The following is a 19,514-nucleotide window of genomic DNA, read 5'->3' as shown; positions in this document are numbered from 1 at the left end:
CGCCGTGCCGGTCGGGGGCGAGGGCGGCCGTCCTCGGTGTTCTCGGTGTCCTCGTCGTCGTACCTGGTCGTACGAGGTCGTACTAGACGAAGCCGTTGAGTCCCCACCACTCCCCGTGGGTGGGTACGCCGGACGTCAGGAAACCGTTGCCGCGGCCCCGGTACGTGACCAGCCAGCCCAGGTTGCCCGGGTAGCCGTCCAGTACGTACTTCTCGTTGGTCACGGTGGCCAGGTCCGGCACGCCGTCGCCGGAGAAGTCGCCGACCGGGAGGAAGTGCGCCATCGCGTTCCAGCCGCCGGTCCCGACGAGCGTGCGGGAACCGAGGGTGCCCGTCGAGGTGCCCGGGTAGAGCCACAGCTTGCCGGTGGACGCCTCGCGTGCGTAGAGGTCGGGCCGGCCGTCGCCGGTCACGTCGCCCATGCCGATCAGCGCGTTCATGGCGTTCCAGCCGCTCTTGCCGATCAGCTTGCGGGCGCCGAGGGTGCCGGTGGAGGTGCCCGGGTAGAGCCAGAGCCTGGCCGTGGCCTTCTCGACCGCGATCAGGTCGGAGCGGCCGTCACCGGTCAGGTCACCGAAAGCGGTGACCCGGTTCATGGCGTTCCAGCCACTCTTGCCGATCAGCTTGCGGGAACCGAGGGAACCGGTTCCGGTGCCGGGGTAGAGCCAGAGCTTGCCGGTCGAGGCCTCGCGGGCGATCAGGTCCTCGCGCCCGTCGCGGCTGAAGTCACCGTGCCGGGTGAGGGCGCTCATGGCGTTCCAGCCGCCGGTGCCGATCAGCCGGCCGGTGGTGTCGCCCGGGGAGAACCAGAGCCGTCCGGCCTCGTCGCGGGTGACGACGTCGGCCCTGCGGTCACCGTTCAGGTCACCGAAGCCCAGGGCCTTCGGTGAGGTCTCGGAGGACCAGCTGGGATAGGCGGGCTGACTGCACTCGCGCTCGGTGCGGACGAACTTGACCGAGCTGGTGGTCGCGACCGGGTCCCCGTTGTATTCGCCGGGCGAGTTCGGCTCCTGGGCCCAGTAACCGCCCCACGGCGTGTAGTTCTTGTCCTCGTAGACGCAGGCGACACTCGTCGTGCGGTTGACGTACGAACGGATCTTGTTGTCCCAGCCGCCCAGGTCCGCGACGCTCTTGTTCGTCTTCCACATCGAGCCGTTGGCGCTCTCGCCCGTCCAGCCGCAGAAGTAGCCCGACGGACAGTCGTACGAGCCGGCCGCCGCCGGAGCGGTGCCCACGGTGGCCAGGCCCGCACCGGCGAGCGCGAGCCCCACGAACGAGGCCAAGCCACGCTTGAGATGGATCTTCACAGGTTGTACTCCCCTCCCCTTGCCATGATCATATGGCCGGTCGGACGGGTGCGGAATCGTCGGGAGCCCTCCCGTGTTGAGGGGGGTGGGCGACCGAGCCGAGAGATTTTGGAGGGCCGCAATGGCTGCGCAGACACAGAGGGCCGTGCTGGCGGGCGGATGCTTCTGGGGGATGGAGGAGCTGATCCGTCGGCTTCCGGGCGTGACCGCGACCCGGGTCGGATACACCGGCGGTGACGTGCCGAACGCGACGTACCGGAACCACGGCACGCACGCGGAGGCCATCGAGATCCTCTTCGACCCCGAGGCGACCGACTACCGCGCACTCCTGGAGTTCTTCTTCCAGATCCACGACCCGAGCACCAAGAACCGCCAGGGCAACGACATCGGCCTCAGCTACCGCTCGGCGATCTACTACGTGGACGACGAGCAGAAGCGGATCGCCGAGGACACGATCGCCGACGTGGACGCCTCCGGACTGTGGCCCGGCAAGGTCGTCACCGAGGTGGAGCCGGTCGGCCCCTTCTGGGAGGCGGAGCCGGAGCACCAGGACTACCTGCAGCGCTACCCGGACGGGTACACCTGCCACTTCCCGCGCCCGGGCTGGCGGCTGCCCGCCCGCAGCGGCAGCGAGGGCTGAGCGTCCGGGGCTGAGGGCGACGAGGCCGACACGACGCGGTCCGGCCGATGACGGCCGGACCGCGTCGTCGTGAGCGCGCCCGGCGCTCAGCGCGGCAGCGTGCTCAGTGCGGCAGCGTGGCCGGGCTGCCGCCGTTCGCCTCGTACCCCGCCACCGCGAGCGCGCGGTACACCGCGAACTCCGCCGCCGGGTCGGTGGACAGCGTCCAGGGCAGGGCGCCCACGTGGCCGTCTATGACCGTCAGCTGGTTCATGGCCTCGGCCCAGCGCTCGCCGCGGACCAGGAAGAACACCAGAAGGTGGCGGACGTGCGCCTGCATGGGATCGTCCGGGCGGGCCGAGTGGACCGCGTGCAGGGCGCCGTGGACGGCCTTGGTGACGACCTCGCTCTGGTAGAAACCGCTGACCAGGTTGACCTCGGGCAGGTGCTCGAAGACCGCGAAGAGCGGCATCGCCGCGAGCAACGAGCCCCGCGGGGCGCGGGCGGCCGCCGCCTCCGCGAAGGAGTACGCCAGCTGCCGCGAGCCGTGCCACTTCTCGCACCAGTACTGCAGCGCGGCCAGGTGCGCGCCCATGTGGTTGGGGGCGCGGTCCAGGATCTTCAGCCAGAGCTGCTCGAACTCCTCGCGCGAGTACCCGAGGCCGCGGGCCACCGACAGCTCGACGATGTACGGGACCGGGTCCCCGGGTGCGAGGAGGGCCGCCTCGCCGCAGGCCGCCCTGGCCTCCTCCATGATGATCCGGAAGTCGTCCGAGCCCGGCGTCGACGTCCGCCACGCCTGCTGCACCAGGAACTCGGCGTGCACCGCCGCGCCGCCCGCGTCCTTGGGCGCCTCGGCCCGCCACACCCGCAGCCACTGCCCGCCCGGCGTCTCCCCGACACCGCCGGGCCGCTGCCGCAGCTCCAGCGACGCGGCTCCCGCGAAGGCCTGCACGCGCTGCCAGCGCCGCTCGCCCTCCGCCTCCGTCCCGGCGAGGAGCTGCATCGCTCCCCGGTAGTCCTGGGTGCGCTGCACCAGGTCCAGGACGTCGAGCAGGTCCTGGTCGGGGCCCGGCATCCGGATGTCCAGCTCCTCCTCGCGGGCGAAGCCGTAGTTCGCGGGGTCGGCGGCGTCCGGGTGGCCGGGCTCGACCAGGCCGACCGCGCCGCGCCGGCGCCGCGAGACTTGGAGCAGCACGAAGCCGAGCATGACCAGTGCCATCAGGACCCAGAGAATCTCCATGTCTCAAGCGAACCAGACGCCGCCGACAATTGGCCAACCCGTCCCCCGCCCTGTGGAAAACCCGCGAGGCGTTCCGCACGGCTACCCTCGGTGCCCATGAGCGACAGGCACATCAGTCAGCACTTCGAGACGCTCGCGATCCACGCGGGCAACACCGCCGATCCCCTGACGGGCGCGGTCGTCCCGCCGATCTATCAGGTGTCGACCTACAAGCAGGACGGCGTCGGCGGATTGCGCGGCGGCTACGAGTACAGCCGCAGCGCCAACCCGACCCGTACCGCGCTGGAGGAGAACCTCGCCGCCCTGGAGGGCGGCCGCCGCGGCCTCGCGTTCGCGTCCGGACTGGCGGCCGAGGACTGCCTGTTGCGTACGCTGCTGCGCCCCGGCGACCACGTGGTGATCCCGAACGACGCGTACGGCGGCACCTTCCGCCTCTTCGCCAAGGTCGCCACCCGGTGGGGTGTGGAGTGGTCCGTGGCCGACACGAGCGACGCCGCCGCCGTGCGGGCCGCCCTCACCCCGAAGACCAAGGCGGTGTGGGTGGAGACGCCCTCCAACCCGCTGCTCGGCATCACCGACATCGCGCAGGTCGCCCAGGTCGCCCGGGACGCCGGCGCCCGGCTCGTCGTCGACAACACCTTCGCCACCCCGTACCTCCAGCAGCCGCTGGCCCTCGGCGCCGACGTCGTCGTGCACTCGCTGACCAAGTACATGGGCGGGCACTCGGACGTCGTGGGCGGCGCGCTGATCGTGGGCGACCAGGAGCTGGGCGAGGAGCTGGCGTTCCACCAGAACGCGATGGGCGCGGTCGCCGGACCCTTCGACTCCTGGCTGGTGCTGCGCGGCACCAAGACCCTCGCCGTGCGCATGGACCGGCACAGCGAGAACGCGACCAAGGTCGCCGACATGCTCTCCCGGCACGCGCGCGTGACGAGCGTGCTGTACCCGGGGCTGCCCGAGCACCCGGGGCACGAGGTCGCCGCCAAGCAGATGAAGGCGTTCGGCGGCATGGTGTCGTTCCGCGTCGAGGGCGGCGAGCAGGCCGCCGTCGAGGTGTGCAACCGCGCGAAGGTCTTCACGCTCGGCGAGTCCCTCGGCGGCGTCGAGTCGCTGATCGAGCACCCGGGCCGGATGACGCACGCCTCCGCGGCGGGCTCCGCCCTGGAGGTGCCCGCCGACCTGGTGCGGCTGTCGGTCGGCATCGAGAACGCCGACGACGTGCTGGCCGACCTCCAGCAGGCGCTGGGCTAGGAAAACGGGCTCACCAGCCCTCCCAGCCGGTCACGGGTGGGGTCGTCTCCGAGGGCGGCTCCACCCAGGGCTGCACGGTCAGCGCCCACACCGTGAACGCCACGGCCGCGGCGCCCAGCAGCAGCCACATCAGGCGCCGGGCGGCGGTCCTGCGCCGCAGCATGCGGCCGCCCCGGCGGACGGCCTCCGCGTAGAGGTCGGCCGGCACGCGCGGGGGCGACTGCTCCATGATCCGCCGTGCGGCGGCCTCGCGCCGGGGGCGGTTCACCCGCGCCTCCCCGGGTGCCACGCGCGCGTGCCGGTCGTCGGGTCCGTCATGGCGTCGCCGCCCTCGCGTCCGCCGTCACCGGGCGGGCGGGTGACGGCGGCGGGCGCAGCAGAGCGGCGGTCGCCCGGTCGCAGATCGTCCGTACCCGCTCCACGGGCAGGCCCAGCAGCGCGGCCGTCTGCTCCTCGGCGACACCCTCGTACAGCCTCAGCACCAGGAGCAGGCGTTCCTGGGGGGCGAGCCCGCCCAGGGGTCCGGCGGGGTGCCGGCGGGTCCGGCCGAGAGCGCCGTACCGGTGCCAGGCCGCACGGGCGAAGCGGGTGGCCAGGTGCTGGCGGGCGCGGTCGTACGGGTCCTCCCCGTGCAGACGGTCCCAGTCCGCGTACGTGTGGGCCAGGCTCAGGGCCAGCAGGCGCCGCGCGCGCGGGTTGGCGTCCGGGGCCTCGGCGGTGAGCAGCGTGGCGGCGTGCAGAAGCCGCCCGGCCGCGCCCGCGACGAACGCCTCGAACTCGCGGGCCCGGCGGGCATTCCGGGACGCATGCCGTTCTCGCACCGCGCCTCCCGCCCAGACGGCGACGACCCCTGAGGTCTCATATCAGGCCAGGGGCGGGCCGCCGGTCAAGAGTTCGGTGCGAACCCCGTTCCGGAAAGCCCGGGAAAGCCGGGGAAAGCCCGGGAAAGCTCTGAAAAGCCCGGGAAGGCTCCGGAAGGGCGGGAAGGGTCGTTCAGGAGCCCGAGGGGGCGTCCGTGGGCGACACGCCGGACGGGGCCATACGGGCGGACAGGGCTCCGTTGAAGCGCGCGAGGAGCGCACAGAACGTCTCGCGCTCCTGCGGCGCCCAGTCGTGGGTCAGCTCGGCCATGAGCTGACGCCGGGAGGAGCGGACCTCCTCCAGCCGCGCCACGCCGCGCGGCGACAGCTGGAGGACCACCGCGCGTCCGTCCTCGGGGTGCGAGGTCCGCTTGACGAGTCCGGTGTCGACGAGCGGGGCCACCTGCCGGGTGACCGTCGAGGAGTCGATCCCCATGCTGGCGGCGAGCGCCTTCACGCCCATCGGGCCTTCTTTGTCGAGGCGGTTGAGCAGCAGGTAGGCGGCGCGGTCCATGGAGTTGCGCACCTGGCCGACCCCGCCGAGCCGGGTCTGTTCGGCACGTCGGGCGAAGAGCGCGACCTCGTGCTGGAGCGTCTCGAGAAGACCGGTGTCACCGGCGGTCGTCATGTCCATCGACATTTCAGGTGTTGTGGGCATGGCCGGGGGCTCACTTCGTGGAGGGCTGCTAATTGGGGGACAGGGTACGCGGCCGGGCGGCAGGGCGTACCGGCGCTGGGCAAAGCGGGTCTCGGAGGTTGGTCACAACGGCGCACGGTGCCCGTGAACTGCGATGCTGGAGCTATGAGCTACAGCACAGCGTCCCGCGTCGCTCCCGTCACCCTCGACGACGTGCGCGGAGCCCAGAAGATGCTCTCGGGCGTGGCGCGGGTGACGGCCATGGAGGGCAGCAGGCACCTCTCCCAGCTGGTCGGCTCGCCGGTGCACCTCAAGTGCGAGAACCTCCAGCGGACGGGCTCGTTCAAGCTGCGCGGCGCCTACGTGCGGATCGCCGGGCTGCTCCCCGAGCAGCGGGCCGCGGGCGTGGTCGCGGCGAGCGCGGGCAACCACGCGCAGGGCGTCGCGCTGGCCTCGTCGCTGCTCGGTGTGCGCTCGACGGTGTTCATGCCGCAGGGGGCGCCGCTGCCCAAGATCAGCGCGACCCGGGACTACGGCGCCGAGGTGCGGCTGCACGGCCAGGTGGTGGACGAGACGCTGGCCGCCGCGCAGGAGTACGCGGAGCGGACCGGCGCGGTCTTCATCCACCCCTTCGACCACCCCGACGTCATCGCGGGCCAGGGCACGGTCGGGCTGGAGATCCTGGAGCAGTGCCCCGAGGTGCGGACCGTCGTCGTCGGCATCGGCGGGGGCGGACTGGCGGCCGGGATCGCGGTCGCGGTGAAGGCGCTGCGGCCGGACGTGCGGATCGTCGGCGTGCAGGCGGAGGGCGCGGCCGCCTACCCGCCCTCGCTGGCCGCCGGACGCCCGGTCGCCGTGCAGAACCCGGCGACGATGGCCGACGGGATCAAGGTGGGGCGGCCCGGCGACGTGCCGTTCGGGATCGTCGGCGAACTGGTGGACGAGGTCCGCACGGTCTCCGAGGACGCGCTGTCGACCGCGCTGCTGCTGTGTCTGGAGCGGGCCAAGCTGGTCGTGGAGCCGGCCGGGGCGAGCCCGGTGGCGGCGCTGCTGAGCGAGCCGGACGCCTTCGAGGGACCGGTCGTCGCGGTCCTGTCCGGCGGCAACGTGGACCCGGTGCTGATGCAGGGTGTGCTGCGGCACGGCATGGCCGCGCAGGGCCGCTACCTGGCGGTCCGGCTGCGGCTGACGGACCGGCCCGGCGCCCTGGCCACGCTGCTCGGGGTGTTGTCAGTGGTCGACGCTAACGTCCTCGATGTGAGCCACGTCCGAACCCATCCGCGGCTCGGGCTCACGGAGGCGGAGGTCGAGCTGCACCTGGAGACGAAGGGCCCGGAGCACTGCACCGAGGTCGGCCGCGTGCTGCGGGAAGCGGGATACACGGTCATCGCCTGAGCCCGGGCGGCGCACCGGCGGCCACTTCGTCACTCGTTCGAGCAACTGCATTGTGAGACGCGATACATCGCGTTATGGTGTGTCGTAAATCGCTCGCTGAGCGCGGCGAAACGTACAAACCTAGGCTTTCCGAAGAATCCCCGACGACGTGGAGACTCACATGCCAGGCGCCATCTATGCCGAAGGCCTGGTGAAGACCTTCGGTGACGTAAGGGCTCTCGACGGCGTCGACCTCGACGTTCCCGAGGGCACGGTCCTGGGCCTGCTCGGGCCGAACGGCGCGGGCAAGACCACCGCCGTCCGCTGCCTCACGACCCTGCTGCGCCCCGACAGCGGCAAGGCGGTCGTCGCGGGCATCGACGTCCTCAGGCAGCCCAACGAGGTACGCCGCTCCATCGGCCTCTCCGGCCAGTTCGCCGCGGTCGACGAGTACCTGACGGGCCGCGAGAACCTGCACATGGTCGGCCAGCTCTACCAGATGAAGGGCAAGGCGGCGAAGGCGCGGGCCGCCGAGCTGCTCGACCAGTTCCACCTCTCGGACGCCGCCGACCGCCCCACCAAGACGTACTCGGGAGGCATGCGCCGCCGGCTCGACCTGGCGGCCGCCCTGGTCGTCTCCCCGCCCGTCATGTTCATGGACGAACCCACGACCGGCCTGGACCCCCGCAACCGGCAGGAGCTGTGGGAGGTCATCAAGCAGCTGGTCGCGGGCGGTACGACCCTGCTGCTCACCACCCAGTACCTGGAAGAGGCCGACCACCTCGCGCACGACATCGCGGTCGTCGACCACGGCCGCGTCATCGCCCGGGGCACCTCCGACCAGCTCAAGGCCCGCACCGGGGGAGAGCGCGTCGAGGTCGTGGTCCACGACCGCGGCCGCATGGCGACGGCCTCCGAGGTGCTCGCCGGATTCGGCAAGGGCTCGACCACGGTCGAGGAGCACACCCGCAAGCTGACCGTGCCCGTCACGGGCGGCGCGAAGCTGCTCGCCGAGGTCATCCGCGAACTCGACGTCCGCGGTATCGAGATCGACGACATCGGCCTGCGCCGCCCCACCCTCGACGACGTCTTCCTCTCCCTCACCGGCCACGTGGCCGAGGCGGCGGACGAGACGAACGGCTCGGCGGACGACGCCGACCACGAGCAGGAGAAGGAGACCGCCAAGTGAGTGCCGCCACCGACGCCGCGCCGGTCACGGCGTCCGCCAACCCCATCGGCCAGTCCGTCCGTGACTCGCTGGTCATCGCCCGCCGAAACCTGATCCGGATGACCCGGATCCCGGAGATGGTCCTGTTCGGGATCATCCAGCCGGTGATGTTCGTCATCCTGTTCACGTACGTCTTCGGCGGTTCCATCAAGGTCGGCAGCACCACCGACTCGGACGTCTACAAGGACTTCCTGATGGCGGGCATCTTCGCGCAGACCGTCACCTTCGCCACCGCCGGATCGGCGGCCGGTATCGCCGACGACATGCAGAAGGGGCTCGTCGATCGCTTCCGGTCCCTGCCGATGGCGCGAGGCGCGGTGCTGACCGGGCGGACGGTCGCGGACCTGGTGCAGACGTCGATCACCCTGCTCGTCCTGGCGATCGTCGCGCTGCTCGTGGGCTGGCGCACCGGATCGGCGGAGCCGACCAACATCGGGAGGGTGCTCGCGGGCTTCGGGCTGCTTCTGCTCCTGGGGTACGCCTTCACGTGGATCGGCGCCCTGATCGGCCTGTCCGTACGGACGCCGGAGGCGGCGACCTCCGGAGGGATCATCTGGCTGTTCCCCGTCACCTTCGTGTCCAACGCCTTCGTCGACCCCACCCAGATGACGCCGTGGCTCCGCCATGTCGCCGAGTGGAACCCGTTCAGCGCGGTCGTCCAGGCGTGCCGCGAGCTGTTCGGGAACCCGGGCGTCGTGCAGTCGGACGCCTGGCCCATGCAGCACCCGGTCTGGGCGACGCTTACCTACTCGATCGTGATCGTCCTGATCTTCAGGACACTGGCAGTGCGCAAGTACCGCAGAGCGGCCGGCTGACGGCGAGGCCGAGAGGCACGACCGATCGGCAAGGCGGCAGGACGCCGACGAGCCCCCGGCGTCACGGGGACACCGGGGGCTCGTCGCCGATGGGCGGCGGGTCAGCCGTTGTACGGCTCGGCCTTGAGGATCCTCACCGAGGCAGGCTTGCCGTTGGGCAGCTCGTACTGCGCGTCGTCGCCGACCTTGTGGCCGAGGACGCCCGAGCCGAGCGGGGACTGCGGAGAGTACGTCTCGATGTCCGAGCTCGCGTACTCGCGCGAAGCGAGCAGGAAGGTCAGCGTGTCGTCCTCGTCGCCGTCGAAGGCGATGGTGACGACCATGCCGGGCGCCACGACGCCGTCGGCGGCCGGGGCCTCGCCCACCTTGGCGCTCTCGAGCAGCTGGGTCAGCTGGCGCACGCGGAGCTCCTGCTTGCCCTGCTCCTCCTTCGCCGCGTGGTACCCGCCGTTCTCCCGCAGGTCCCCCTCCTCACGAGCCGCGGCGATCTTGGCAGAGATCTCGGTGCGCGCAGGACCAGTAAGGTATTCAAGCTCCTCCTTGAGCTTGTTGTACGCCTCCTGGGTCAGCCAGGTGACGTTCTCGCTGGTCTGGGTCACGGGTGCTCCTCGTTGGTACTGGGAATACAAATCAACGCCCTACCCAGAAGGATGTTCCTTCACGGAAGGGCGAAACCACGAGCCTAACAATTCAGTGGCCAAAGGGGGAGGACATAAGCCACCAGATTCCTGTCATCGCAGGTCAGGTGGCAGGTATTGGCGCCAGTGGGGCTCGCCGCATCACTCCGGATGGCAGCCGAGCAGCTCGGCCGTCGTCCCGGCGGCCTTGGTCCGCAGCGTGACGACCTTGTCGATGCGGGTGTCGTCCCCGTCGAAGCGGAAGTCGGCCCGGCCCACCTCGTCGCCGTCCTCCGCCTGGGAGCGCACCGTGCAGTAGCCGGTCACGCCGGCGTCCTTGCGGACCTCCAGGTGCACCTGCACCGAGTCCTCGGCGAGCTCGAAGCCGATCAGCTCGCCGCTGATCTTGTTCTGGCCGACGTAGTGGTAGCCGAACCAGCCGATCAGTGCGAGCAGGAGCGCGCCGAGCACGGCGCCGACGATCTTGAGCGTGCGGTCGGCCTGCTCGTCCGAGGAGCGGCCGTAGCGGCCCTGCGGAGTCCGCGTGCTCGCCGTACTCATGATCGTCCTCTCCGCGGTAGCGGGTCCGGGTTCTCGGGCCCCGGAATTATTCCGCTCCCGATTCGGTCACTATAGAAGCCTGCGATTGCGCCGCTGCACGCCGGGGCGCCGACTGACCGAGGATTGAGTCTTGACTGACCAGCTGCGACTGATGGCCGTTCACGCCCACCCCGACGACGAGTCGAGCAAGGGCGCGGCCACCATGGCGAAGTACGTGTCCGAGGGGGTGGACGTGCTGGTGGTGACCTGCACGGGCGGGGAGCGCGGCTCCATCCTCAACCCGAAGCTCCAGGGGGACGCGTACATCGAGGAGAACATCCACGAGGTGCGCCGGAAGGAGATGGACGAGGCCCGGGAGATCCTGGGCGTGGGGCAGGAGTGGCTCGGCTTCGTCGACTCCGGGCTGCCCGAGGGCGACCCGCTGCCGCCGCTGCCGGAGGGCTGCTTCGCCCTGGAGGACGTCGACAAGGCGGCCGGCGAGCTGGTGCGGAAGATCCGCTCCTTCCGGCCCCAGGTGATCACCACCTACGACGAGAACGGCGGCTACCCGCACCCCGACCACATCATGACCCACAAGATCACGATGGTGGCGTTCGAGGGCGCGGCGGACACCGAGAAGTACCCGGAGAGCGAGTACGGAACGGCGTACCAGCCGCTGAAGGTCTACTACAACCAGGGCTTCAACCGGCCCCGCACCGAGGCGCTGCACCACGCGCTGCTGGACCGCGGCCTGGAGTCGCCCTACGAGGACTGGCTCAAGCGCTGGTCGGAGTTCGAGCGCAAGGAGCGCACCCTCACCACGCACGTGCCCTGCGCGGACTTCTTCGAGATCCGCGACAAGGCGCTGATCGCGCACGCCACGCAGATCGACCCCGAGGGGGGCTGGTTCCGGGTGCCGATGGAGATCCAGAAGGAGGTCTGGCCGACCGAGGAGTACGAGCTGGCCAAGTCCCTCGTGGAAACCTCCCTCCCCGAGGACGACCTCTTCGCGGGCATCCGGGACAATGCCTGACATGAGTGCAAGCGCAAGCCTGGCAATGACGCACCTCGTCACCCTCGCCGAGCTCGACGAGGACAAGGTCACCCCCGGTGTCCTCGGGTTCATCGTGTTCGCGGTGATGGCCCTGGCGGTGTGGGGTCTGATGAAGTCCATGAACCGGCACATGGGCAAGGTGGACTTCAAGGAGCCGGCGGAGCAGGACGCCTCCGCCGGCCCCGAGGCGAAGCCCCAGCAGGGCTGACCCCGGTCGGCCGCCCCGAGGCGGGCGGCCCCGGCCTCACGCCGTGACCGCCACGCCCATCACCTCCCGAGCCTGGCGGCCCGGGACCATGCCCAGGCGCCAGGCCTGCCAGCCCGCCTCCAGTTGCACGCCGCGCTCCAGCAGGAGCTGGTAGGCGTCCACGTAGTCGTCCAGCTTGGTGTCGCGGGCGGGATGGCGGGCGCGGGACAGCTGGGTCAGCTCCTCCTGCGCCACCGCCGTGCCGATCTCCACCCCGCCGGGGGCGGCGTAGGGCAGCAGCGTGCAGCGCAGGAAGCGGGCCCAGTCCTCGCCGCGCCGGTCGCCGTACCCGGCGAACAGTGCGGCGGCCTCGTCGCACAGGGCCAGCGCCTGCGGCGTACGCGCGTTGCCCGCGTCCACGACCGCCAGCTCCAGGCAGGTCCACGCCTCGCCGTGCCCGACGCCGATGCGCTGGAAGTCGGCGCGCGCGTCCACCAGGAGCTGGCGGGCGAAGCCCGAGTTGCGCAGGGATCCGGTCTGGGCGGCGCGCTGGTCCCGGGTGACCCGCGCCGAGTGGTGCCGGGCGCAGGCCAGGCCGTACACGTCCCGCATCCGGGAGAACATCGTGCGGGAGCGTTCCAGTGCGCGCACCGACTGGTCCAGGGCGCCCGTCTCCTCCAGTGCCTGGCCGAGGTAGTAGATGCTCCACGCCTTGCCGCGCGCGTCTGCGTTCTCCCGGTGCCGGGTCTCCGCCCGTCGCAGCCCCTCCACCGCCGCGGACACGTCCCCGTCCACCAGCCGGGCCCGCGCCAGCTGGGTCAGCGCCCAGGCCTCGCCGCGGGCGTCCTGGGTGCGGCCGTACAGGTCCAGGGCGACCCGCAGATCCGACTCCGCGCCCGGCACGTCGCCCATCCGCAGGTGCAGCTGGCCGAGCTGGAAGTGGGCCCACGCCTGGCCGTGCACCGACTCGCCCGCGCGGTGCAGCACCAGCGACTCGGTGAGCAGCTCCAGGGCCTCGGCCAGCCGGGCCCGGTCGCGCTGCACCGCCGCCAGCGCGTGCAGCGTCCAGGCCCGGTCCGTGGCCAGCTCCGGCGCGGCCTGGAGGTCCAGTGCCTCCTGGAGCTTGGCCGCCGCGTCGGTCAGATTGCCCTGGTGGTGCAGCGTGATCCCCAGCGAGCACAGCGCCCGCGCCGCACCGGCGTCGTGGTGGGCGTCCCGGTACAGGTCGACCACGGAGGCCAGCGTCGTGCGCGCCTTGTCCAGCTCGCCCAGCTGCCGGGCCGCGATACCGGTGCGCCACTGCACCGAGCGCACCAGCAGCCCCTGGTCCACGGACTGCGCCAGCTCGCTGATCTCGCCCAGCCGGTACAGGTCGCCGCGCAGCAGGCAGTAGTCGCACAGCGCGCCCAGCAGGTTCAGCACCGTGCCCTGGTCGACGCCCTCCGCGTGCCTGAGCGTCGCCGTGATGAAGCTCGACTCGTCGTCCAGCCAGCGCAGCGCCTCGTCCAGGGACGTGAAGCCGTACTGCCCGAACTGGTTGGAGCGGGTCGACATGTTGCCGTCGACCAGGCGCAGTACGGAGTCGGCCAGCTCGGCGTAGTTGGCGATGAGCCGTTCCTGCGCGGCCGTCCGCTCGCCGGGCTCCTCCTCGTCGGCGAGGCGGGCGCGGGCGAAGGCGCGCACCACGTCGTGCAGGCGGTAGCGGCTGCCCCGGACGTGGTCGAGCAGCCCCGCCCGCGACAGCGCCGCGAGCTGCCGGTTCGCCTCCGTCTCGTCCGTGGCCAGCAGCGCGGCCGCGGCCGCGGCACCCAGCGAGGTGCGTCCCGCCAGCGCCAGCCGGCGCAGCAGCCGCCGGGCCGGCTCCGACTGGTCGGTGTAGCGCAGCCACAGTGCCCGCTCGACCGGCTCCACCGGGCCGTAGGCGGCCAGGTCGGTCGCCAGCGCGCGCGGCGAGCGCGGGCCCAGCGACGACCCGGCGACCCGCAGCGCCAGCGGCAGCCCGCCGCACAGCTGCCGGATCTGCTCGCTCGACTCGGCGTCGTACGGGCCCGACGCGTCCTCGGCGGCGGCGCCCAGCAGCTCCTCCGCGCCCGCCGCGTCCAGCGCCTCCACGGGCAGGTCGTACACCCGGGCGGGCAGGTCCGGTGGGAGCCGCAGCGCCTGGCGGGCGGTGACCAGCACCAGGCTGTCCGACCGCTCCGGCACCAGCGTGCACACCTGCTCGGGATCCGAGGCGTCGTCGAGCACGACGGTGACCGGGACACCCGTCAGATGCTGGTGGTACAGCTCGCTGAGCCGCTTGACCTGCTGGTCCGCGGAGGAGCGCTCCCGGAACAGCAGCTGCTCGCGCGGCGCCCCGAGCCGGTTCAGCAGGTGCAGCAGGGCGTCCCGGGTGCTCAGCGGCGACTCCCCGCCCTCCACGGAGCCGGCCGGTCCCGGTCCGCCGGACCCGCCGCCGCCCGCCGTGGAGCCGCCCGCAGCCGACCCGGCCCCGCGCAGGTCGACCAGGCAGGCCCCGCGGAAGTAGTCCCGCAGCTCGTGGACGGCCCGGACCGCGAGCGTCGTACGGCCGCTGCCGGGCGCCCCGTGCAGCACCACCACCGTCGGTTTGGTCTCCGTGCTCGCGCGGGCCGCCTGCACCCACTGCCGCAGCCGCGCCATCTCCGCCCGCCGGCCCGCGAACGCGTCCCCCGGTTCGGGCAGTTGCCCGAACGACTGCTCCAGCGCGCTGCGTCCCCGGGCGGCCGCGCTCTTGTCCGCGCCCCGCAGCTTCGGCCCGGTCTTGGCCGGTCCGGTGGACGCGGCGAGCATCCGCTGCTGGTCCAGGAACGGCCGGATGCCGCGCACCTCCAGCGCGGTGAGCCACTGCAGCCGCAACTGCTCGGGCCCGCCGGGCTGGCTGACCGCCCCGGCCCGGTGGTGGGCGGCCGGCACATGGGCCCCGACCACCTTCACCACGGTCGCCGCCGCGCCGACGACCCCGACCGTCACGCCCGCGCCCACCGCGGTGCCGGTGCCGGTGCCCAGCGCCACGTCGGCCACCGCCGCGGCGACCGCCGCCACGGCGGCCACCAGCAGGGGCGTGCCGGCGCCCTCACGGGCGTAGCGCTGGCGGAAGGTGAGCTGCCCGGCCGCCGCCTCGTCGAGGGCGTGCGTGTAGGCCGAGTACTCCTCGCCGGCCGTGCCCGCCATCGCGTCCAGCGCCGCTCGAGCCCGGGAGAGCAGTACGTTCCCGTCCGTGCGTCCGCCCGAACGCCGTACCTCCTCCTCCACGGCCCGCCTGAGCAGCCCTTCGGCCTCCGCCCGATGACTGTCCCGCATGTCGCGCCCCCTCCGGCGGCATCGGTGTCCTGCCGGGTCGCCCCGGGCGCCCCCGTGGCCCCAAGCGTCCCAGGGGCCTTTCCGGCCCATCCCCGGGTCCTTCCCCGGTTGTGCGCGGGTCAAGTGTCCTGCGACGAGGAGACCCTGGGGAGGGGGGTCCGCACCGGCCGGGAAAATCGACGAATTCCGCTCTTGACCCCGGTGACCGCAGCCACTAATTTGCGAGGGAAGCAGACCCATGACTACCGACAGGAGGCGACCGGCAGATGTGCACCAACTCTGACCTGAGTCGCCTCGCCCGCCGCACCGTGTGGGTTTCGGGCCGGGTCGCGCACGGCTGCTGACACGCCGTTCCGCTGTGCCCCCGTGTGGCACATTCCGGGTTTCCCCTTCACTTTCACCACTTCACGGCATGCCCTTGTCGCGTGCCGATGTGCGCTCGCCTCTCCAGCGCGGCGCGTCCGGACATAGAAAGCTGCCTGAAATTGGCGAACACGATGAATACACCTGCCCCGAATCGCCCTGCCCCGATTCGAATTGAAGGTCTGACATGGTGACCGCACGGATCACGGTCAACGGAAAAGAAGCGCCCATCGCACCGGCCGCCCCGCACACCACGGTGCTCGACTTCCTGCGCGAGCGCGGCCTCACCGGCACCAAGGAGGGCTGCGCGGAGGGCGAGTGCGGCGCCTGTTCGGTCCTGGTGGCGCGCCCGGGGGTGAACAAGCCCACCGACTGGGTGCCGGTCAACGCCTGCCTGGTGCCGGTAGCGGCGCTCGACGGGCAGGAAGTCGTCACCTCCGAGGGCCTCGCCACCGTCGAGGCGCCCGGCACGCCGCCCGTCCTGCACCCGGTGCAGGAGGAGATGGCGGTCCGCGGCGGCTCCCAGTGCGGTTACTGCACCCCGGGGTTCGTCTGCAGCATGGCAGCCGAGTACTACCGTCCCGACCGCTGCGCGCACGCCGACCCGGGCCCGGACGCGACCGCCGGTGCCGACGGCGCCGAAGGTGGCGACGCCGAGCACGGTCCGAACGGCTTCGACCTGCACGCGCTCAGCGGCAACCTGTGCCGCTGCACCGGCTACCGGCCGATCCGCGACGCCGCCTTCGCCGTCGGCACGCCCACCGACGAGGACCCGCTGGCCCGGCGCCGCGAGCAGGACCCGCCCGCACCGGTCGCCACCGAATACCGCCAGGACGACAGCGCCTTCCTGCGCCGGAGCACCCTGGCCGAGACCCTGCGGCTGCTGCGCGAGCGGCCCGAGGCGGTGGTGGTCGCGGGCAGTACCGACTGGGGCGTCGAGGTCAACATCCGCTCCCGGCGGGCGGATTGCGTGGTCGCCGTCGACCGGCTGCCCGAACTGCGCGATCTGCGGGTCGAGTCCGACCACGTCGAGATCGGGGCCGCGCTCACGCTCACCGAGATCGAACGCCGCCTGGACGGCAGCGTCCCGCTGCTGGCGCAGCTGTTCCCGCAGTTCGCGTCCCGGCTCATCCGCAACGGCGCGACCCTCGGCGGCAACCTGGGCACCGGCTCGCCCATCGGCGACAGTCCGCCGGTGCTGCTCGCGCTGGAGGCGTCGCTGGTGCTCGCCGACGCCGACGGGGAGCGCGAGGTCCCGCTGGCCGACTACTTCACCGGCTACCGGCAGAGCGTGCGCCGTCCCGGCGAGCTGATCCGCGCCGTACGCGTGCCGCTGCCGCTGTCTCCGGTCACGGCCTTCCACAAGATCGCCAAGCGGCGCTTCGACGACATTTCCAGCGTGGCGGTCGCCTTCGCGCTCGACGTCGAGGGCGGCACCGTCCGCAAGGCCCGCATCGGGCTCGGCGGCGTGGCCGCCACCCCGGTCCGCGCGCTCGCCACCGAGGCCGCCCTGGAGGGCCGGCCCTGGACCACCGGGACCGCCGAGGCCGCGGCCGAGGTGCTGCGGGGCGAGGGCACGCCGATGAGCGACCACCGGGCCAGCGCCCGCTACCGGGCCGCGATGCTCGGCCAGAGCCTGCTGAAGCTGTACGCACAGACCACCGAGGCGGTGCCGTCATGAGCCACCTGTCCGAGCGTCCCGAGAAGCCCGTCGTCGGCGTCTCCATGCCGCACGAGAGCGCCGTCCAGCACGTCACCGGCGCCGCGCTGTACACCGACGACCTGGTCCAGCGCACCAAGGACGTGCTGCACGCCTACCCGGTCCAGGTGATGAAGGCCCGCGGCCGCGTCACCGCACTGCGCACCGGGGCCGCCCTCGCGGTGCCGGGCGTGGTGCGGGTGCTGACCGGCGCCGACGTGCCCGGTGTGAACGACGCCGGCATGAAGCACGACGAGCCGCTCTTCCCCGACGAGGTCATGTTCCACGGCCACGCGGTCGCCTGGGTGCTCGGCGAGACGCTGGAGGCCGCCAGGATCGGCGCGGCGGCCGTGGAGGTGGACCTGGAGGAACTGCCCTCGGTCATCACGCTCCAGGACGCCATCGCGGCGGACAGCTACCACGGCGCCCGGCCCGTCATGACGCACGGCGACGTCGACGCGGGCTTCGCCGACTCGGCGCACGTGTTCACCGGCGAGTTCCAGTTCTCCGGCCAGGAGCACTTCTACCTGGAGACGCACGCGGCCCTCGCCCAGGTCGACGAGAACGGGCAGGTGTTCATCCAGAGCAGCACCCAGCACCCGTCCGAGACCCAGGAGATCGTGTCCCACGTGCTCGGGGTGCCCGCCCACGAGGTGACCGTGCAGTGCCTGCGGATGGGCGGCGGCTTCGGCGGCAAGGAGATGCAGCCGCACGGGTTCGCGGCAATCGCCGCGCTCGGCGCCAAGCTGACCGGCCGCCCGGTGCGGTTCCGGCTCAACCGCACCCAGGACCTCACCATGTCCGGCAAGCGGCACGGGTTCCACGCCACCTGGAAGATCGGCTTCGACACCGAGGGCCGCATCCAGGCCCTCGACGCCACGCTCACCGCGGACGGCGGCTGGAGCCTGGACCTGTCCGAGCCGGTGCTCGCCCGCGCGCTGTGCCACATCGACAACACCTACTGGATCCCCAACGCCCGTGTCGCCGGGCGTATCGCCAGGACCAACACGGTCTCCAACACCGCCTTCCGCGGCTTCGGCGGACCGCAGGGCATGCTGGTGATCGAGGACATCCTGGGCCGCTGCGCGCCGCGGCTCGGCGTGGACGCCAAGGAGCTGCGGGAACGCAACTTCTACCGGCCGGGCCAGGGCCAGACGACACCGTACGGGCAGCCGGTCACCCAGCCCGAACGGATCGCCGCCGTCTGGCAGCAGGTCCAGGACAACGGCCACATCGCCGACCGCGAGCGCGAGATCGCCGCCTTCAACGCCGCGCACCCGCACACCAAGCGGGCCCTCGCGGTCACCGGCGTGAAGTTCGGCATCTCGTTCAACCTCACCGCCTTCAACCAGGGCGGCGCGCTGGTGCTGATCTACAAGGACGGCTCCGTCCTGATCAACCACGGCGGCACCGAGATGGGCCAGGGCCTGCACACCAAGATGCTCCAGGTGGCCGCGACCACGCTGGGCATCCCGCTGCACAAGGTGCGCCTCGCCCCGACCCGCACCGACAAGGTGCCCAACACCTCCGCCACTGCCGCCAGCTCCGGCGCGGACCTGAACGGCGGGGCGGTGAAGAACGCCTGTGAGCAGCTGCGCGAGCGGCTGCTGCGGGTGGCCGCCTCGCAGCTCGGCACGAACGCCTCCGACGTACGCATCGTCGAGGGCGTCGCACGCAGCCTGGGCAGCGATCAGGAGCTGGCCTGGGACGACCTGGTGCGCACCGCGTACTTCCAGCGGGTCCAGCTCTCGGCGGCCGGTTACTACCGGACCGAGGGGCTGCACTGGGACGCCAAGAGCTTCCGCGGCTCCCCGTTCAAGTACTTCGCCATCGGCGCCGCCGCGACCGAGGTGGAGGTGGACGGCTTCACCGGCGCCTGCCGCATCCGGCGGGTGGACATCGTGCACGACGTCGGCGACAGCCTGTCCCCGCTGATCGACATCGGCCAGGTCGAGGGCGGGTTCGTGCAGGGCGCGGGCTGGCTGACGCTGGAGGACCTGCGCTGGGACACCGGTGACGGCCCGAACCGCGGCCGCCTGCTGACCCAGGCCGCCAGCACCTACAAGCTGCCGAGCTTCTCGGAGATGCCCGAGGAGTTCAACGTCACCCTCCTGGAGAACGCCACCGAAGAGGGGGCGGTCTTCGGGTCCAAGGCGGTGGGCGAGCCCCCGCTGATGCTGGCCTTCTCGGTGCGCGAGGCGCTGCGCCAGGCGGCCGCCGCGTTCGGGCCGAGGGGGACGGCCGTCGAACTGGCCTCGCCCGCCACGCCGGAGGCGGTGTACTGGGCGATCGAGTCGGCCCGGCAGGGCGGCACCGCCGGGGACGGCCGCACCCACGGCGCGGCGGCCTCCGACGCCGTCGCGGTCCGCACCGGCGTGGAAGCGCTGAGCGGTGCCTGAC

Annotated in this window: 17 protein-coding genes; 9 read left to right on the top strand and 8 right to left on the bottom strand. The window is 72.1% G+C overall.

Annotation, left to right across the window (positions count from 1 at the left end; translation table 11 throughout):
- Positions 1 to 82 precede the first annotated feature (82 nt).
- Positions 83 to 1,306 (bottom strand): FG-GAP-like repeat-containing protein, encoded by a 1,224-nt coding sequence (locus tag R2E43_RS13740; protein ID WP_003974021.1) that lies wholly within the window; start codon positions 1,304 to 1,306, stop codon positions 83 to 85.
- A 121-nt stretch (positions 1,307 to 1,427) separates the two neighbouring features.
- Between R2E43_RS13740 and msrA the strand changes: the two genes are divergently transcribed.
- A complete protein-coding gene (gene msrA, locus R2E43_RS13735; protein WP_003974020.1) occupies positions 1,428 to 1,946 on the top strand; it encodes a peptide-methionine (S)-S-oxide reductase MsrA in 519 nt (172 codons plus the stop codon).
- A gap of 103 nt (positions 1,947 to 2,049) precedes the next feature.
- Here msrA and R2E43_RS13730 read toward each other — a convergent pair whose 3' ends face one another.
- A complete protein-coding gene (locus R2E43_RS13730) occupies positions 2,050 to 3,168 on the bottom strand; it encodes a hypothetical protein (protein WP_003974019.1) in 1,119 nt (372 codons plus the stop codon).
- 96 nt (positions 3,169 to 3,264) lie between these two features.
- Between R2E43_RS13730 and R2E43_RS13725 the strand changes: the two genes are divergently transcribed.
- A complete protein-coding gene (locus tag R2E43_RS13725) occupies positions 3,265 to 4,419 on the top strand; it encodes a cystathionine gamma-synthase (protein WP_332056238.1) in 1,155 nt (384 codons plus the stop codon).
- A gap of 10 nt (positions 4,420 to 4,429) precedes the next feature.
- On the opposite strand, the gene R2E43_RS13720 is transcribed toward R2E43_RS13725, so the two are convergent.
- The 3 genes from R2E43_RS13720 to R2E43_RS13710 all read right to left on the bottom strand — a co-directional run bounded on the left by R2E43_RS13720 (position 4,430) and on the right by R2E43_RS13710 (position 5,919).
- A complete protein-coding gene (locus R2E43_RS13720; RefSeq protein ID WP_003974017.1) occupies positions 4,430 to 4,687 on the bottom strand; it encodes a hypothetical protein in 258 nt (85 codons plus the stop codon).
- Between the two features lie 46 nt (positions 4,688 to 4,733).
- Positions 4,734 to 5,240 (bottom strand): sigma factor-like helix-turn-helix DNA-binding protein, encoded by a 507-nt coding sequence (locus tag R2E43_RS13715; protein WP_003974016.1) that lies wholly within the window; start codon positions 5,238 to 5,240, stop codon positions 4,734 to 4,736.
- Positions 5,241 to 5,412: 172 nt separating this feature from the next.
- Positions 5,413 to 5,919, bottom strand: a complete 507-nt coding sequence (locus R2E43_RS13710; protein WP_037666375.1) for a MarR family winged helix-turn-helix transcriptional regulator — start codon at positions 5,917 to 5,919, stop codon at positions 5,413 to 5,415.
- Positions 5,920 to 6,081: 162 nt separating this feature from the next.
- Here R2E43_RS13710 and ilvA point away from each other — a divergent pair, with 162 nt between their 5' ends.
- The 3 genes from ilvA to R2E43_RS13695 all read left to right on the top strand — a co-directional run bounded on the left by ilvA (position 6,082) and on the right by R2E43_RS13695 (position 9,333).
- Positions 6,082 to 7,311, top strand: coding sequence for a threonine ammonia-lyase (gene ilvA / locus R2E43_RS13705; RefSeq protein ID WP_003974014.1), 1,230 nt, complete (start codon positions 6,082 to 6,084; stop codon positions 7,309 to 7,311).
- 160 nt (positions 7,312 to 7,471) lie between these two features.
- Positions 7,472 to 8,479: a daunorubicin resistance protein DrrA family ABC transporter ATP-binding protein gene (locus R2E43_RS13700; protein WP_003974013.1), complete on the top strand. Its 1,008-nt coding sequence runs from the start codon at positions 7,472 to 7,474 to the stop codon at positions 8,477 to 8,479.
- Entirely contained in the window at positions 8,476 to 9,333 is an 858-nt protein-coding gene (locus R2E43_RS13695; protein ID WP_003974012.1) for an ABC transporter permease, read from the top strand. The genes R2E43_RS13700 and R2E43_RS13695 overlap by 4 nt, the downstream gene beginning before the upstream one ends.
- A 101-nt stretch (positions 9,334 to 9,434) precedes the next feature.
- Here the strand turns inward: R2E43_RS13695 and greA are convergent, their stop codons facing one another.
- Positions 9,435 to 9,932: a transcription elongation factor GreA gene (gene greA / locus R2E43_RS13690; RefSeq protein ID WP_003974011.1), complete on the bottom strand. Its 498-nt coding sequence runs from the start codon at positions 9,930 to 9,932 to the stop codon at positions 9,435 to 9,437.
- Between the two features lie 180 nt (positions 9,933 to 10,112).
- Positions 10,113 to 10,511: a DUF4307 domain-containing protein gene (locus R2E43_RS13685; RefSeq protein ID WP_003974010.1), complete on the bottom strand. Its 399-nt coding sequence runs from the start codon at positions 10,509 to 10,511 to the stop codon at positions 10,113 to 10,115.
- A gap of 151 nt (positions 10,512 to 10,662) precedes the next feature.
- On the opposite strand from R2E43_RS13685, the gene mca reads away from it, so the two are divergent.
- Positions 10,663 to 11,523, top strand: a complete 861-nt coding sequence (gene mca / locus R2E43_RS13680) for a mycothiol conjugate amidase Mca (protein ID WP_016327143.1) — start codon at positions 10,663 to 10,665, stop codon at positions 11,521 to 11,523.
- Positions 11,516 to 11,752, top strand: a complete 237-nt coding sequence (locus R2E43_RS13675) for a hypothetical protein (protein ID WP_063739117.1) — start codon at positions 11,516 to 11,518, stop codon at positions 11,750 to 11,752. Before mca ends, R2E43_RS13675 begins: the two co-directional genes overlap by 8 nt.
- Before the next feature lie 36 nt (positions 11,753 to 11,788).
- On the opposite strand, the gene R2E43_RS13670 is transcribed toward R2E43_RS13675, so the two are convergent.
- Entirely contained in the window at positions 11,789 to 15,052 is a 3,264-nt protein-coding gene (locus R2E43_RS13670; RefSeq protein ID WP_162495236.1) for a tetratricopeptide repeat protein, read from the bottom strand.
- A gap of 550 nt (positions 15,053 to 15,602) precedes the next feature.
- Between R2E43_RS13670 and R2E43_RS13665 the strand changes: the two genes are divergently transcribed.
- Together R2E43_RS13665 and xdhB are read left to right on the top strand one after the other, a co-directional pair.
- Positions 15,603 to 17,096 (top strand): xanthine dehydrogenase small subunit, encoded by a 1,494-nt coding sequence (locus tag R2E43_RS13665; RefSeq protein WP_210983867.1) that lies wholly within the window; start codon positions 15,603 to 15,605, stop codon positions 17,094 to 17,096.
- Positions 17,093 to 19,513, top strand: a complete 2,421-nt coding sequence (xdhB, locus tag R2E43_RS13660; protein ID WP_332056237.1) for a xanthine dehydrogenase molybdopterin binding subunit — start codon at positions 17,093 to 17,095, stop codon at positions 19,511 to 19,513. The genes R2E43_RS13665 and xdhB overlap by 4 nt, the downstream gene beginning before the upstream one ends.
- Position 19,514 lies beyond the last annotated feature (1 nt).

Origin of the sequence: Streptomyces violaceoruber, assembly GCF_033406955.1 — a bacterium.
Classification (GTDB): domain Bacteria; phylum Actinomycetota; class Actinomycetes; order Streptomycetales; family Streptomycetaceae; genus Streptomyces; species Streptomyces violaceoruber.
Note: the sequence above shows the minus strand (reverse complement) of the source record. Positions and strands in the feature narration are given on the sequence as shown.